The following is a 13070-nucleotide window of genomic DNA, read 5'->3' on the forward strand; positions in this document are numbered from 1 at the left end:
CAAAGGCGCTATTGTACCGAGCCTTGCCGCGGGCGCCACCAGGCTTTGTCGACGGAGGCTTTTAGGCAATGATGGCGGTATAGTTTTGGACTATAGTGGTGGAACGTACGAGCAAGCGCCATAAGGCGTACCAATAACAGTCCCTGGGGGTAGCGAAGATGACCTGGTTTGACAACCTGAGCCTGCGGGCCAAGCTGTACTTCAATTTCGCCATTACCGGCGGGGTCCTGATCCTGGCCCTGCTGTTCTGTCTCTATCAATTGCAGAAAGTCGGCGGGGAAACCCGGGACATCATCGGCAACTGGCTGCCTTCCCTGCAGATGGTGGGCAAGATCAGTCAGGAGCGCCTGCGTTACCGGGTGCGCAGCCTGGAGTACATGCTGCCCGGCAGCGCCGAGGACAAGGCCAAAATCGAAAAAAGCCTGGCCAAGCTGGATGAAGACGTGCGTACCGTGCTCAAGGAATACGCGCCTCTGGTAACCGGCCCGGAAGAGCAGAAAATCCTCGACGAGGTGGGCAAGGCGGTCAATGCCTACAAGGCCGTGGTCGAGGAGGCGATTGTGCTGGAAAAGGCCGGCAAGGAAGAGGAGGCCCAGCAGCTGCGACGCAAGGGCTGGGTAGAAAAGGCCAACCAGCTGCGCGACTCCACTGATGCCCTGGCCAAGTTCAATCGGGAAGGGGCCGACCGTTCCGCCGCCCAGGCCATGAGCGATGTTTCCAGCGCCATCAGCAGCGGCCTGACGGCCCTGGTGCTGGGGCTGCTGGTGGCCCTGGTGGCCTCCTTCCTGCTGGCCCGGCGGATTTCACGGCGTCTGGATGAAGCCCTGGCCGGGGCCCGGCGCATCGCCGCCGGCGATCTCACCGGCGACCTGCCGGCACCGACGGCGGATGAAGTGGGCCGCCTGGTGGGCGCCATGGGCGACATGCAGACAGCCCTGCGCAGCACCATCGGCCAGACCAAGACGGGGGCTGAGGAAATCTCCAGCGCCGCCCAGCAGCTGAACCAGACGGTGAAGCAGATGGAGCAGAGCGTCACCGTGCAGAGTTCCGCCTCTTCGGCCATCGCTGCCAACATTGAGGAACTGACCGTTTCCATCAACCACGTTTCCGACAGTACCGGCGATGCCGCCCGGCTGGCCGGTGAATCCGACGAGCAGGCCCGGGAAGGGCGGGAGACGGTGGAACGGCTGGTGGGGGAAATCGACCAGGTGTCCCATGTGGTGAAGGCGGCGGCCGAGCAGATCGGTGAGCTGGAAGTGGAATCGGCGAAGATTTCCAGCATCGTCAGCGTCATCAAGGACATCGCCGACCAGACCAACCTGCTGGCCCTCAACGCCGCCATCGAGGCGGCCCGGGCCGGCGAGCACGGCCGCGGCTTTGCCGTGGTGGCCGACGAAGTGCGCAAGCTGTCCGAGCGGACGGCCCATTCCACCGGGGAGATCACCCAGATGGTGGATTCCATCCAGGAATCCACCCGTCAGGTGGTGGCCGGCATCAGCGGCGGCGTCGGGGCGGTGGAGAGCAGCGTCAGCCACGCCCAGCAGGCCGGCGAGACCATCGCCAAGCTGCAGGAGATGGCGCGCCGGGTGGCTGAGATCATCGGCGACGTGGATATCGCCCTGCGGGAGCAGTCTACCGCCTCCACGGAAGTGGCGCGCAAGGTGGAGGAAATCGCCACCCACGCGGAGGAAACCAATGCGGCGGCCAACGAGACTTCCCGGGCTTCCGATACCCTGGACCGGGTGGCCGGCGAAATGCAGCGGGCGGTCAGCGGCTTCCGGGTTTGATCCTGGGGGGCCCATGCTCCGCAGCCAGCAAAAACGGCACCCCGCGGGGTGCCGTTGTCGTTGATGGCGTCCTGCCTGGGCGCCAGGGCAGGGGGGCTCAAAGTCCGCCCAGGTCCTCGATGGCGTCCACCACCATGCTGGTGCCCACGGCAATGAGCAGGATGTCGGAGGCAACCCGCACGTAACGGTAGCCGGCCGGCGGCGTGCCGAGGCGGATGGAAAGGTCCCGCGGCAGGTCGTAGATGACCACGCCGCTGGGCAGGCGGGCGCCCCGCTGCCACTGCTTGGCCTGTCCCGGCGGCAGGCAGCCGTTGTGTTTCTTCGCCAGCCCGGGCGGGCAGCCCTTGCTGCGGATGCTGTTGCCGTAGTAATCCCGGATCAGGTCCCGGTCACCGCCGCCGAAGCGGATTTCCACCGAGGCGCCGTCACGGCGCCCGTCCCGGCCATCCCGGCGGCCATCATCGCCCCGGCCCCGGTCATCCCGGTCGTTACGGCCCTTGCCCGGACGTTCGTCCTGGCCATGTTTGTCGTTGCCGCCGCCGGCCCAGGAAGGTTTGTCGGCGAAGGCCGGGGCGGTGCCGAGCATCAGGCCTAGGCCGATGGCGGTCCACAGGGGGGCATGTTTGTGTTTTGGCTGGGACATGGATCAGTCTCCTGGCTGGTGTTGTGGTGGCCCGCAGGAAGCGGGCGGATCGAGCTTAACCCTCCGCCCGCAGGCGTTCAAGGCCCGGCGGCGGATGGGCCGCAAAGCCCGCCCGCCGCCGGGCCTGCCGGTGGCCTAGAGCAGTGCGTTTTCCTTCTTGCCCTCCTTCAGGGTGACGTTGCCGTGCAGGGTCGGAATGCCGGGTTCGGCCGGGCTGGCCTTGGCCGAGCCTGCCTGGTGTTCATCCCCCAGGGAGCGCACGTCGCCGGAAACCTGGCCGCCTTCGTCGATGAGGATGCTGCCGTAGCGGATGGTGCCGCTGACCCGGCCGCTGGCGTGGATGAACAGCTGCTTGCGGGCCACCAGTTCGCCTTCGAAGGTGCCCCGGATTTCCGCCACGTCGATGCTGACCTTGCCGGAAAAGGCGCCCTGTTCGGCAATCTGGATCAGGCGGCTGTCCAGGGTGGCCTCCACCCGTCCTTCCACCACCAGGGTGTCGCAATCCTGGATTTCCGCCCCCTTCAGCTTGACGTCGGGGCCGACGATGAGACGGCTGCCGGAGGGCTGTTCCTTGTCGGCAGCCACCGGCGCCGGCGGCGGCGCACTGGCCGTGCTGGATTTCGGTGCGCTGCTGACGTTGCTGCTGTTGGTCTGGGGCGCGCTGCCGGGCCAGGGATTGCGGGGCAGGACGGTTTCCTCGCGCTTGGCGGAAAACAGGGATTGCTTGTTCAGCATGGAAGCTCCTTTTCGCAGGTTGGAGCCTTTACTTCGCAAGGCCCGTGCCTGGGGCCGGGAAAGGATGCCGCTGCCAGCCAGGGCTAGCTGGAATCCCGCGCCAGTTGGCGACTTTGGGGTGGGTGCGACGATTCCGGCAATGCTCCCGGCCTGCTTCCGGCGACCCGGATTTGTCGTGGGCTCCCGACGGCTTGGGCGGCCAATGTCCCTAAGTGCCTGTTTTTTAGGCGATGGCTGCCTGTTGGGGGCGGGCGACGTCGGGGCCGGCCCGGGTCGGGGGCGCCGGCCATGGGGCCGGGCGCCCCTTTTCCCCGTTGCCTCAATGGCTTGGCCGACCGCCCGGGTAGACATCCGCCGGAGCCTGGCGTAGCATCCGCCGCCCCCTGCCGACCTCGCCGCGTTGGCCGGAAACCTTCGTCTTCGCCACCAACCGCCGTCATTCCATGCCTGCCACCGCTCCCCGCCGCGCCTGCGGCCTCGACTTCGGCACCTCCAACTCCACCGTGGGCTGCCTGCGCCCCGGCCAGCCCACGCTGCTGGCCCTGGAGGAGGGCAAGGTGACCCTGCCGTCCGTGGTCTTCTTCAATGCGGAAGACAACAGCACCAGCTTCGGCCGGGCCGGCCTGGGCGAGTATCTGGCCGGCTACGAGGGCCGCCTGATGCGTTCCCTGAAGAGCCTCCTGGGCAGCAGCCTGCTGGACGGCAAGACCGAAGTGCAAGGCCGGGCCCTGCATTTCCGCGACCTGCTGGCCCAGTTCATCGGCGAACTGAAGCGGCGGGCCGACCGCCAGGCCGGCGGGGAATTCGAGCAGGCGGTGCTGGGCCGGCCGGTGTTCTTCGTGGACGACGACAGCGACGCCGACCGCCTGGCCGAGAACACCCTGGGCGACATCGCCCGGGCCGTGGGCTTCAAGGAGGTCAGCTTCCAGTACGAGCCCATCGCCGCCGCCTACCACTACGAGACCACTCTGGCGCGGGAGGAATTGGTGCTGGTGGCCGACATCGGCGGCGGCACCTCGGACTTTTCCCTGATCCGCCTTTCCCCCGAGCGGGCGCGCCAGGCGGAGCGCCGGGACGACCTGCTGGCCAATGGCGGCGTGCATATCGGCGGCACCGATTTCGACCGCCTGCTGAGCCTGGCCGGGGTCATGCCTCTGCTGGGCTACCGCAGCCTGCTGCGCAGCGGCCGGGAAATGCCGGCCAGCATCTTCTTCAACCTGGCCACCTGGCACACCATCAACTTCGCCTACACCCGCCAGGTGCTGGCCGAACAGCAGCGCCTGGCCATGGATGCGGCGGCGCCGGAAAAGATGCAGCGCCTGCTGGGGCTGATCGGGGAGCGGGCCGGTCACTGGCTGGCCAACGAGGTGGAGCAGGCCAAGATCGCCCTCTCGGATGCGGACACCTGCGTCCTGTCCCTGGAACGCCTGGAAGCCGGCCTCAGCCATGAGCTGAGTCGCAGCGAGTTCGATCAGGCCACGACAAGCCTGGTGGAACGGGTCGAAGGCACCGTCGGCGACTTGCTGCGGCAGGCGGGTGTCGGCGCCGGGCGGATCGACACGGTGTTCTTCACCGGCGGTTCCAGCGGCATTCCCCGTCTGCGCCAGCGCATCGCCGCCGTCCTGCCCCAGGCCCGGGCGGTGGAAGGGGATCTCTTCGGCAGCATCGGCGCCGGCCTGGCAGTGGAAGCGGCGCGGCGCTACGGCTGAAGCGGTAGTTGGTGGGGCGCTGAACCGGCTCAGGCCCCTGCCGGCTTGTCGGCAGCCCAGGCCAGGGCCAGGGAGCCGATGGTCTGGCCCGCATCGTCCCGGATCACGGAAAAACTCATGCTGACGTAGCGCTTCTGCCCGTCCCCTTGCAGGGCCCGGGTCAGGCGGGGCTTGCCCGGATGCTGCACGGCGCCCCGGGCCATGGCCTGGTGGAAGCCGCGCCAGTGGGCGGCGCGCAGGTGCTCCGGAATGATCAGGTCCAGACTGGCGCCGATGGCGGTGGCGGCAGGAAAGCCGAAGAGGGCGGTGGCCGCCGCATTCCACAGGCGGATCACTCCTTCCTTGTCGGCCAGGATCAGGGCCGCATCCATCTGCTCGGCCAGGAGCCGGTGGATCGACGCCGGCAGGTCGTCCGGGGCCGGGCCGAGCGGCTCGGCAGGGCCCAGCACCTGCCAGGCATACATGAGGGAAGCCTCGCTGAATTCCTGGCCGCTCTCCTCATCCCGCCACCACCGGTTGCCCTGGGCATCCTCGCCCCGGTAGCGCCAGCAGCGCTGCTCGCCGCTGCACAGTTCGATGCGGTAGAGGCTGTGCGGCAGCAGGGGCGCAGACATGGGAACTCCCTTTATTCCAGGGGAAAGACCTGTTGGTAGAGGGCGTGGCTGGCATAGGCCAGCAGGGGGAAAACCAGGGGGAAGGGAAACAGCAGCAGGATGCTGCCGATGACGCCGGCGGCCAGCAGGACGCCCCACAGCAGCGCCAGGAGAAAGTTGCCGAAGACGGCGCGGACGCTGAGAACCACGGCCTGGATCAGGTTGGCCCGGCCATAATGCAGCAGGGGCACGGCGAAGGCGGTGACGGCGTAGATCATGAAGGCCAGCACCGCCCCCATGAGGGAGCTCCAGCGCAGGAAGGCCTGCACGTCGGTGCCGGGGCTGAGCAGGGTGGCCAGGCCCCGGGGTTCGCCGCCCACCATGAAGCCGTAGAGGGTGGCCGCGTCGGTGATCCAGATCAGGTAGAAAAAGGTGCACACGGCACCGATGGCCCACAGGCCGGTGGGGGCGTGCCGGTAGGCGGTGAGGGCCAGGGCCGCAGGGGCCGCTTCACCGCGGGCGCTGCGGTCCGCCAGTTCGAAATAGCCCACCAGCAGCAGGGGGGCGACCAGCATGAAGCCGCCGCTGGCGGCCAGGGCCAGGGGGGCGACGGCGGCCTGGCCCAGGATCAGCCAGATCAGTACGCCGACGACGGCCAGGGGCAGGGCCAGGAGCGCGCTGGGGCCCGGGTTGCGGGCGAAGGTGCGCCCGCCGCTGGCCAGGGCGGCCCCCAGATGGGCAAGTCGCAGACGTCGGGGCTGGATGGCCATGGGGGCTCCCATAGGATCAGGCGGTTAGGACGGGTCCAGGGTCAGCAGCAGGGCGCCTTCGGCCAGGACGTCGCCTTCGCAGACGAAGACTTCCCGCACCGTGCCGGCGTAAGGGCTGGGAATGTCCAGGGCCACCTTGCCGGTTTCCAGGGTCAGGATGTCGTCGTCCCGTGCCAATGTGTCACCGGCTTGGACCAGGAGTTCCAGCACGAAGACGTCGCCCTGGGCGCAGTTGCCGCAGCTCTCCCAGCATTCGGGGTATTTTGGCATGCGCACTTCGATGGGACCGGACATGGGGGAAGGGTAAGGGGATGGAGGTGGAATTGTGCCCCGGCCCGGGGCATCGGCCTTTGACCGAAATGAAATGTGGGGAAAAAAGCGGGGAGTGGCCCCGCCCCGGGAACGGGACGGGGGGCGGGAAGCTCAGGCGCTGAGCTTTTCGTCCAGGGAAATATCGACCATGAGATCGTTGGAGAGCCGTTCCAGCTCGCCGGTGAGGCCGCGCACATCCAGTTCCGGCCCGGCCAGCAGGCTGACCTGGGCGTGGAAGAGGATTTCGGCGGACATGGGGGCACTGGAGGTGTGGGTGGCCAGCTCCTCCACATTGACGCCGTGGCGGGCCAGCACCTGGGAGACCTCGCGCACGATGCCGATGCGGTCGTGGCCCACCAGGGAAAGGCGCAGGCGGCGGCCCTTGGGCGCTTCCTGGCTTTCGGGGGAGCTTTCCACCGTCACCTTGAGCAGGGAGAGGCCGGCCAGTGCCTGCTGCAGGGCCGCGGCCTGCTCGGCCGGTACGCTGACCTTGAGGATGCCGGCGAACTTGCCCGCCAGGCGGGACATGGAGGATTCCAGCCAGTTGCCCTGATGGGCGGAGATGGCGGTGGATAGCTGCTCCACCAGGCCGGGGCGGTCGTCACCGATGACGGTGAGCACCAGGATCTGATCAGCCATGTTGGTAGTCCTCCACAGGGGCGCAGGCGCAGAAGAGGTTGCGGTCGCCGTACACGTCGTCGATGCGGTTCACGCTGGGCCAGAACTTGTTCTCGGCCACCCAGGGCAGGGGATAGCAGGCTTCCTGACGGCTGTAGGGGCGGCTCCAGACCTCGTCGGCCAGATCCTTCTGGGTGTGGGGGGCGTGCTTCAGCGGGTTGTTGTCCGCCGGCCACTGGCCCGCTTCCACCTTGCGGATTTCGTTGCGGATGGCGATCAGGGCGTCGATGAAGCGGTCCAGCTCGGCCTTGGATTCGGATTCGGTGGGCTCCACCATGATGGTGCCGGCCACCGGGAAGCTCACCGTGGGGGCGTGGAAGCCGTAATCCATGAGGCGCTTGGCGATGTCGATCTCGGCAATGCCGGTGGCCGCCTTGATGGGGCGGATGTCCAGGATGCACTCGTGGGCGACGCGGCCGTTCTTGCCCCGGTACAGCACCGGGTAGTGTTCCTGCAGGCGGGCGGCGACGTAGTTGGCGTTGAGGATGGCCACCTGGGTGGCGGTCTTGACGCCCTTGCCGCCCAGCATGGCGATGTACATCCAGGAAATGGGCAGGATGGAAGCGGAGCCGAAGGGAGCGGCGGAGACGGCGCCCTGGCCCTTGTGCTTGCGCTCGGCCGGGCCGGTGGCCTGCACCGCATGGTCGGCCATGAAGGGCGCCAGATGGGCCTTGAGGCCGATGGGGCCCATGCCCGGACCGCCGCCGCCGTGGGGGATGGCGAAGGTCTTGTGCAGGTTCATGTGGGACACGTCGGCACCGATGAAGCCGGGGGCGGTAAGGCCCACCTGGGCGTTGAGGTTGGCACCGTCCATATACACCTGGCCGCCGTTGGCGTGCACGATGTCGCAGATGTCCTTCACCGCTTCCTCGAACACCCCGTGGGTGGAAGGGTAGGTGAGCATCAGGCAGGAGAGTTTGGCGGCGTGTTGCTCGGCCTTGGCCTTGAGGTCGGCCACGTCCACGTTGCCGTTGTCGTCGCAATCCACCACCACCACCTGCAGGCCGGCCATCTGGGCGGTGGCCGGGTTGGTGCCGTGGGCGGACTTGGGAATCAGGCAGATGTCGCGCTGGCCCTGGCCGTTGGCTTCCTGGTAGCGGCGGATGGCCACCAGGCCGGCGTATTCGCCTTGGGCGCCGGAGTTGGGCTGCATGCAGACGGCGTCGAAACCGGTGACGGTCTTCAGCCACTCGGCCAGCTGCTCGATCATCTCCAGGTAGCCCTGGGCCTGGTCCAGGGGGGCGAAGGGGTGGATGTCGCCGAACTCGGGCCAGGTGACGGGAATCATCTCGCTGGTGGCGTTGAGCTTCATGGTGCAGGAACCCAGGGAGATCATGGAGTGATCCAGGGCCAGGTCCTTGTTCTGCAGCTTCTTCAGGTAGCGCAGCATCTCGTGTTCGGTGTGGTGGGTGTTGAACACGGGATGGCTGAGGATGGCGTCGGTGCGCAGCAGCTCGGCCGGCAGGGCCGGGTCGGCGGCGGCCACCTGGGCGTCCAGGGCCTCGATGTCGACTTTCACGCCGGCGATGAGCTGCAGCAGGGTGGCCACGTCTTCCCGGGTGGTCTTTTCATTGAGGGCGATGCCGAGGCGGCCGCCCTCTATCAGACGCAGGTTGTAGCCGGCATTCTGGGCGGCCTGGTACACGGTGAGGGCCTTGGCCCCCAGGTCCAGCTGCAGGGTGTCGAAGTAGCAGGCGTTGAGCTGCTTGATGCCGGCCTTGGCCAGGCCCGTGGCCAGGATGGCGGCCAGGCGGTGGATGCGGCGGGCGATGGTCTTGAGACCCTCGGGGCCGTGATAGACGGCATACATGCCGGCCATGTTGGCCAGCAGCACCTGGGAAGTACAGATATTGGAGTTGGCCTTCTCCCGGCGGATGTGCTGTTCCCGGGTCTGCAGGGCCATGCGCAGGGCCTTGTTGCCCCGGGCATCGACGGAGACGCCGATGATGCGGCCGGCCACGGAGCGCTTGTGTTCATCCTTGCAGGCGAAGAAGGCGGCGTGGGGGCCGCCGAAGCCCATGGGAATGCCGAAGCGCTGGGAAGAACCCAGGGCCATGTCGGCCCCCATGGCGCCGGGGGATTTCAGCAGCACCAGGGCCATGAGGTCGCAGGCCACGGCGGTGACGGCGCCCTTGGCCTTGAGGGCGGCAATGGTGGCGGTGAGGTCGGTGACTTCGCCCTTGTCGTTGGGGTACTGCAGCAGGGCGCCGAAGACGTCCACCGTGGCGGCTTCTTCCACCGGCCCGAAGATCAGCTCGAAGCCGAAGTAGGCGGCCCGGGTCTTGACCACGTCGATGGTCTGGGGGAAACAGGCTGCGTCCACGAAGAAGCGGTTGGAGCCGGACTTGGAGACGCGGCGGGCCATGGTCATGGCCTCGGCGGCGGCGGTGGCCTCGTCCAGCAGGGAGGCGTTGGCCAGTTCCAGGCCGGTGAGGTCGATGATCACCTGCTGGTAGTTGAGCAGGGCTTCCAGGCGGCCCTGGGCGATCTCGGCCTGGTAGGGGGTGTAGGCGGTGTACCAGCCCGGGTTTTCCAGCACGTTGCGCAGGATCACCTTGGGCGTCAGGGTCTCGTGATAGCCCTGTCCGATGAGGGACTTCTTCACCACATTGCGGCCGGCCAGGGCCTTCAGGTCGGCCAGGGCCTCATGCTCGCGCCGGGGGGCGGGCAGGGGCAGGTCGGCGGGGAAGCGGATGGCGGCGGGCACGGTCTGGTCCACCAGCTGATCCAGGCTGGCGGCGCCGATGGCGGCCAGCATCTGGCTCATTTCGCTGGCGCAGGGGCCGATGTGGCGGGCGATGAACTCGTCCTTCTGTTCCAGGGCGGAAAGGGACTGGGGCAGGGTATCGGACATGGGCAATCTCGGGAGGCGGAAAGAAAAAAGGGAAGGGGCTTTGCCCTTCCCTTGTCTGTTGGCTTATTCGCTGTCGGCCACGGCGCCGTAGGCGGCGGCGTCGAGCAGGGCGCCCAGGTCGCCGGCGTTGGCCGGCTGCAGCTTGAACAGCCAGGCAGCGTAGGCGTCCTGGTTGAGGGTCTCGGGGGCATCCACCACGGCCTCGTTGACGGCGGTGACGCTGCCGGCGATGGGCGCGTACACGTCGGCGGCGGCCTTCACGGATTCCACCACGGCGGCTTCCTGGCCGGCGGCCAGGGTCTTGCCCACTTCCGGCAGCTCGATGAAGACCAGGTCACCCAGGGCCTCCTGGGCGTGGTCGGTGATGCCCACGGTGACGCTGCCGTCGCCTTCGAGGCGGACCCATTCGTGGCTCTTGGTGTACTTCAGATCGGCGGGAACGTTGGACATGGAACTCTCCTTAAGTTGAATGTGAATTCTGATTGCTGAAATCGGGATGAATCAGGCCACGGCCTTGCCGTGACGGGCGAAAACGGGTTTGACTACCTGGGCGTTGAGCAGCTTGCCGCGGATGTCCACCTGCACGGTGTCGCCGAGGGAGACGCCCAGGGGCAGGCGGGCCAGGGCGATGGATTGTTCCAGGGTGGGGGAGAAGGTGCCGCTGGTGATTTCACCCTCGCCCTGGGCGGTGACTACCTTCTGGTGGGCCCGCAGCACGCCCTTGTCCAGCAGCTTGAGGCCGAGGAACTGGGCCTTCTGGCCGTTGGCGAGGAGGGCGGCCTTGCCGACGAAGTCCCGCTCGGACTTGAGGTCCACGGTCCAGGCCAGGCCGGCGTCCAGGGGGGAGACGGTTTCATCCATATCCTGGCCGTAGAGGTTCATGCCGGCCTCCAGGCGCAGGGTGTCCCGGGCGCCCAGGCCGCAGGGGCGCACGCCGGCGGCGATCAGGGCATTCCAGAAGTCCTCGGCCTTGGCAGCGGGGAGGGCGATCTCGAAGCCGTCCTCGCCGGTGTAGCCGGTGGTGGCAATGAAGAACTGGCCGATCTGAGTACCGAAGAAGGGGGCCAGGTTTTCCGTGGCGGCCTTCACCTCGGGCAGCACCTGCCATACCTTGGCCTTGGCCTGGGGACCTTGCACGGCGATCATGGCCACGGCCTTGGGACCTTCGCGCAGGGGAATGACGGAGACGTCCAGCTGCCACTGACCCAGGAGCTGATCCATCCAGGCCAGGTCCTTGTCGGCGGTGCCGGCGTTGATGACCACCCGGTAGTGGGTGTCGGTGAGGTAATAGACGATGAGATCGTCCACCACGCCGCCAGTCTCGTTGAGCATGGCGCTGTAGAGGGCCTTGCCCGGGACTTTCAGCTTGTCCACGTTGTTGGCGATGAGGCGCAGGAGGAAGGTCTTGGCATCGGCGCCGGTGACATCCACGGCGCACATGTGGGAGACGTCGAACATGCCGCAGTCGTTGCGCACGGCATGGTGCTCCTCGATCTGGGAGCCGTAGTTCACCGGCATGTCCCAGCCGCCGAAATCCACCATGCGGGCATTGAGGGCACGGTGAGCCTTGTTGAGGACGGTTTGCTTCGTCATTTCAGTTCCTTGGGCGGGGCTGTGAAAGCCGATTCTGAAAACGAAAAAGGGGCGAGCCGGAAAATGCCAGACAGTTCTGGTTTCCGGCTCGCCCCCTCTGTCCTGCAACCTGAGAGTGTTGCGGCCCCCGTTCGTTCCACCCAAGGATGGAGAAACAGCGGCCGTTGCCCCCTTCGGTGGGCCGCCCGGACCGGGGGCCGCTCTCCAGAGATGTTCTGCCGCAAACGGTCCTTTTTGCCTGAGCGATTTCGGGGCTAGCGAATGGTGGATTGCGCCTTCGGCGGCAGCCCGTGGAAGCCGGGCCGCGCTCTCCCGTTTGCGCGGCGGACTATACCCAAAGGCAGGGGGCATGACAACAAGCCTGGGCGGCGCTGCCAGCGGCGTTTTGCCAGACCGCGCCAATGCTCGATTTCAGGCCGTCGCCCGGGTGTCTGGCAAGGGCCTCCGGGAGGGGCGGGAGTTGGCTTGCCACGTAGGTTGATAAATATTTGTTGAGAAGCACTTGCATTTGGATGGGTTCGTGATAATAATTCTCATTAGTTTGTTAGCCATCCATTTGTTCAGGAGCACCCGCCATGTATGTCTGTGTCTGCCACGCCGTTACTGATCGCCAGATCTCTGCGTCCGTAGCCATGGGCGCCTCCACGCTTGCCGACCTGCGCGACGAGCTGGGGGTGGGCACCTGCTGCGGCAAATGCGCCCGGGAAGTGCGCCAGCAGTTGCGCGACGAACTGGGCCAGTGCCGGGGCTGCGGCAAATGCGCTAACGCCAAGCATTGTTGAACCTCGGGTTGCGGTTCGGTCGGGCAGTCCGTTCCGCTTTTTCCCCTTGCCCTCGCGTCACATCGGCGCGGGGGCTTCTTTTTTGTGCCTTGTGCTAATCTACCGGCATCCATTCCCCAACGAATCAGGAGCCAGCCATGAAGGGCGATAAAAAAGTCATTCAGTACCTCAACAAGATTCTGGCCAACGAGCTGACCGCCATCAACCAGTACTTCCTGCATGCCCGCATGTACAAGAACTGGGGCCTGAAGAAGCTCAACGAACACGAGTACCACGAGTCCATCGACGAGATGAAGCATGCCGACAAGGTGATCGAGCGCATTCTCTTCCTCGAAGGCCTGCCCAATCTGCAGCAGCTGAACAAGCTGTTCATCGGCGAGAACACCAAGGAAATGCTGGAGTGCGACCTGAAGCTGGAACTGGCCGCCATTCCCCTGCTGCGCGAAGCCATTGCCTACTGTGAAGGCGTGGCCGACTATGTCACCCGGGATCTGCTGGAAGACATCCTGGAAAGCGAGGAAGAGCATGTGGACTGGCTGGAAACCCAGCTGGAGCTGATCGCCAAGGTGACCCTGCCCAATTACCTGCAGTCCCAGATGCACGACGACTGAGTC

At 66.6% G+C, this 13070-nt stretch carries 13 protein-coding genes and 1 riboswitch; of the genes, 4 read left to right on the forward strand and 9 right to left on the reverse strand.

What is annotated here, in order from left to right:
* Positions 1-158: 158 nt before the first annotated feature.
* Positions 159-1787 carry a methyl-accepting chemotaxis protein gene (locus AZSP09_RS02865; protein WP_152089116.1) on the forward strand — a complete coding sequence of 543 codons (1629 nt, stop codon included), beginning with the start codon at positions 159-161 and terminating at the stop codon, positions 1785-1787.
* A gap of 97 nt (positions 1788-1884) precedes the next feature.
* On the opposite strand, the gene AZSP09_RS02870 is transcribed toward AZSP09_RS02865, so the two are convergent.
* Positions 1885-2430 (reverse strand): hypothetical protein, encoded by a 546-nt coding sequence (locus tag AZSP09_RS02870; RefSeq protein ID WP_014237772.1) that lies wholly within the window; start codon positions 2428-2430, stop codon positions 1885-1887.
* 135 nt (positions 2431-2565) lie between these two features.
* Positions 2566-3165 carry a bactofilin family protein gene (locus AZSP09_RS02875; protein ID WP_152089117.1) on the reverse strand — a complete coding sequence of 200 codons (600 nt, stop codon included), beginning with the start codon at positions 3163-3165 and terminating at the stop codon, positions 2566-2568.
* Positions 3166-3608: 443 nt separating this feature from the next.
* Here AZSP09_RS02875 and AZSP09_RS02880 point away from each other — a divergent pair, with 443 nt between their 5' ends.
* Entirely contained in the window at positions 3609-4874 is a 1266-nt protein-coding gene (locus AZSP09_RS02880) for an Hsp70 family protein (RefSeq protein ID WP_152089118.1), read from the forward strand.
* Positions 4875-4903: 29 nt separating this feature from the next.
* Here the strand turns inward: AZSP09_RS02880 and AZSP09_RS02885 are convergent, their stop codons facing one another.
* From AZSP09_RS02885 to gcvT, 7 genes are all read right to left on the reverse strand, one after another.
* Positions 4904-5488 (reverse strand): PAS domain-containing protein, encoded by a 585-nt coding sequence (locus tag AZSP09_RS02885; protein ID WP_232058841.1) that lies wholly within the window; start codon positions 5486-5488, stop codon positions 4904-4906.
* 11 nt (positions 5489-5499) lie between these two features.
* Positions 5500-6237 (reverse strand): DUF2189 domain-containing protein, encoded by a 738-nt coding sequence (locus AZSP09_RS02890; protein WP_172974684.1) that lies wholly within the window; start codon positions 6235-6237, stop codon positions 5500-5502.
* Positions 6238-6261: 24 nt separating this feature from the next.
* The gene (locus tag AZSP09_RS02895) at positions 6262-6507 is read right to left on the reverse strand and encodes a biotin/lipoyl-containing protein (protein ID WP_232058842.1); all 246 of its coding nucleotides are present in this window, start codon (positions 6505-6507) and stop codon (positions 6262-6264) included.
* Positions 6508-6660: 153 nt separating this feature from the next.
* Complete coding sequence (locus tag AZSP09_RS02900; RefSeq protein ID WP_152089121.1) at positions 6661-7188, reverse strand: glycine cleavage system protein R; 528 nt, start codon at positions 7186-7188, stop codon at positions 6661-6663.
* Positions 7181-10081: an aminomethyl-transferring glycine dehydrogenase gene (gene gcvP / locus AZSP09_RS02905; RefSeq protein ID WP_152089122.1), complete on the reverse strand. Its 2901-nt coding sequence runs from the start codon at positions 10079-10081 to the stop codon at positions 7181-7183. The genes AZSP09_RS02900 and gcvP overlap by 8 nt, the downstream gene beginning before the upstream one ends.
* A 63-nt stretch (positions 10082-10144) precedes the next feature.
* Positions 10145-10531, reverse strand: coding sequence for a glycine cleavage system protein GcvH (gene gcvH / locus AZSP09_RS02910; protein ID WP_130458573.1), 387 nt, complete (start codon positions 10529-10531; stop codon positions 10145-10147).
* A 51-nt stretch (positions 10532-10582) separates the two neighbouring features.
* Positions 10583-11674, reverse strand: a complete 1092-nt coding sequence (gene gcvT, locus AZSP09_RS02915; protein WP_152089123.1) for a glycine cleavage system aminomethyltransferase GcvT — start codon at positions 11672-11674, stop codon at positions 10583-10585.
* 215 nt (positions 11675-11889) lie between these two features.
* Positions 11890-11999, reverse strand: a riboswitch (glycine riboswitch).
* Between the two features lie 250 nt (positions 12000-12249).
* Here gcvT and AZSP09_RS02920 point away from each other — a divergent pair.
* Together AZSP09_RS02920 and bfr are read left to right on the forward strand one after the other, a co-directional pair.
* Entirely contained in the window at positions 12250-12456 is a 207-nt protein-coding gene (locus AZSP09_RS02920) for a (2Fe-2S)-binding protein (RefSeq protein ID WP_014237762.1), read from the forward strand.
* A gap of 137 nt (positions 12457-12593) precedes the next feature.
* On the forward strand, positions 12594-13067 hold the full coding sequence (bfr, locus tag AZSP09_RS02925; RefSeq protein ID WP_014237761.1) for a bacterioferritin: 474 nt from the start codon (positions 12594-12596) through the stop codon (positions 13065-13067).
* Positions 13068-13070 lie beyond the last annotated feature (3 nt).

The organism is Azospira sp. I09 (genome assembly GCF_009177135.1).
GTDB lineage: Bacteria > Pseudomonadota > Gammaproteobacteria > Burkholderiales > Rhodocyclaceae > Azospira > Azospira oryzae.

What these genes read in the sequence shown, in the direction of transcription:
- gcvH (WP_130458573.1), bottom strand. Translation starts at nt 10,531, where the DNA reads ATGTCCAACGTTCCCGCCGATCTGAAGTACACCAAGAGCCACGAATGG.
- AZSP09_RS02890 (WP_172974684.1), bottom strand. Translation starts at nt 6,237, where the DNA reads ATGGCCATCCAGCCCCGACGTCTGCGACTTGCCCATCTGGGGGCCGCC.
- AZSP09_RS02875 (WP_152089117.1), bottom strand. Translation starts at nt 3,165, where the DNA reads ATGCTGAACAAGCAATCCCTGTTTTCCGCCAAGCGCGAGGAAACCGTC.
- bfr (WP_014237761.1), top strand. Translation starts at nt 12,594, where the DNA reads ATGAAGGGCGATAAAAAAGTCATTCAGTACCTCAACAAGATTCTGGCC.
- AZSP09_RS02865 (WP_152089116.1), top strand. Translation starts at nt 159, where the DNA reads ATGACCTGGTTTGACAACCTGAGCCTGCGGGCCAAGCTGTACTTCAAT.
- AZSP09_RS02870 (WP_014237772.1), bottom strand. Translation starts at nt 2,430, where the DNA reads ATGTCCCAGCCAAAACACAAACATGCCCCCCTGTGGACCGCCATCGGC.
- AZSP09_RS02885 (WP_232058841.1), bottom strand. Translation starts at nt 5,488, where the DNA reads ATGTCTGCGCCCCTGCTGCCGCACAGCCTCTACCGCATCGAACTGTGC.
- AZSP09_RS02880 (WP_152089118.1), top strand. Translation starts at nt 3,609, where the DNA reads ATGCCTGCCACCGCTCCCCGCCGCGCCTGCGGCCTCGACTTCGGCACC.
- gcvP (WP_152089122.1), bottom strand. Translation starts at nt 10,081, where the DNA reads ATGTCCGATACCCTGCCCCAGTCCCTTTCCGCCCTGGAACAGAAGGAC.
- gcvT (WP_152089123.1), bottom strand. Translation starts at nt 11,674, where the DNA reads ATGACGAAGCAAACCGTCCTCAACAAGGCTCACCGTGCCCTCAATGCC.
- AZSP09_RS02920 (WP_014237762.1), top strand. Translation starts at nt 12,250, where the DNA reads ATGTATGTCTGTGTCTGCCACGCCGTTACTGATCGCCAGATCTCTGCG.
- AZSP09_RS02895 (WP_232058842.1), bottom strand. Translation starts at nt 6,507, where the DNA reads ATGCCAAAATACCCCGAATGCTGGGAGAGCTGCGGCAACTGCGCCCAG.
- AZSP09_RS02900 (WP_152089121.1), bottom strand. Translation starts at nt 7,188, where the DNA reads ATGGCTGATCAGATCCTGGTGCTCACCGTCATCGGTGACGACCGCCCC.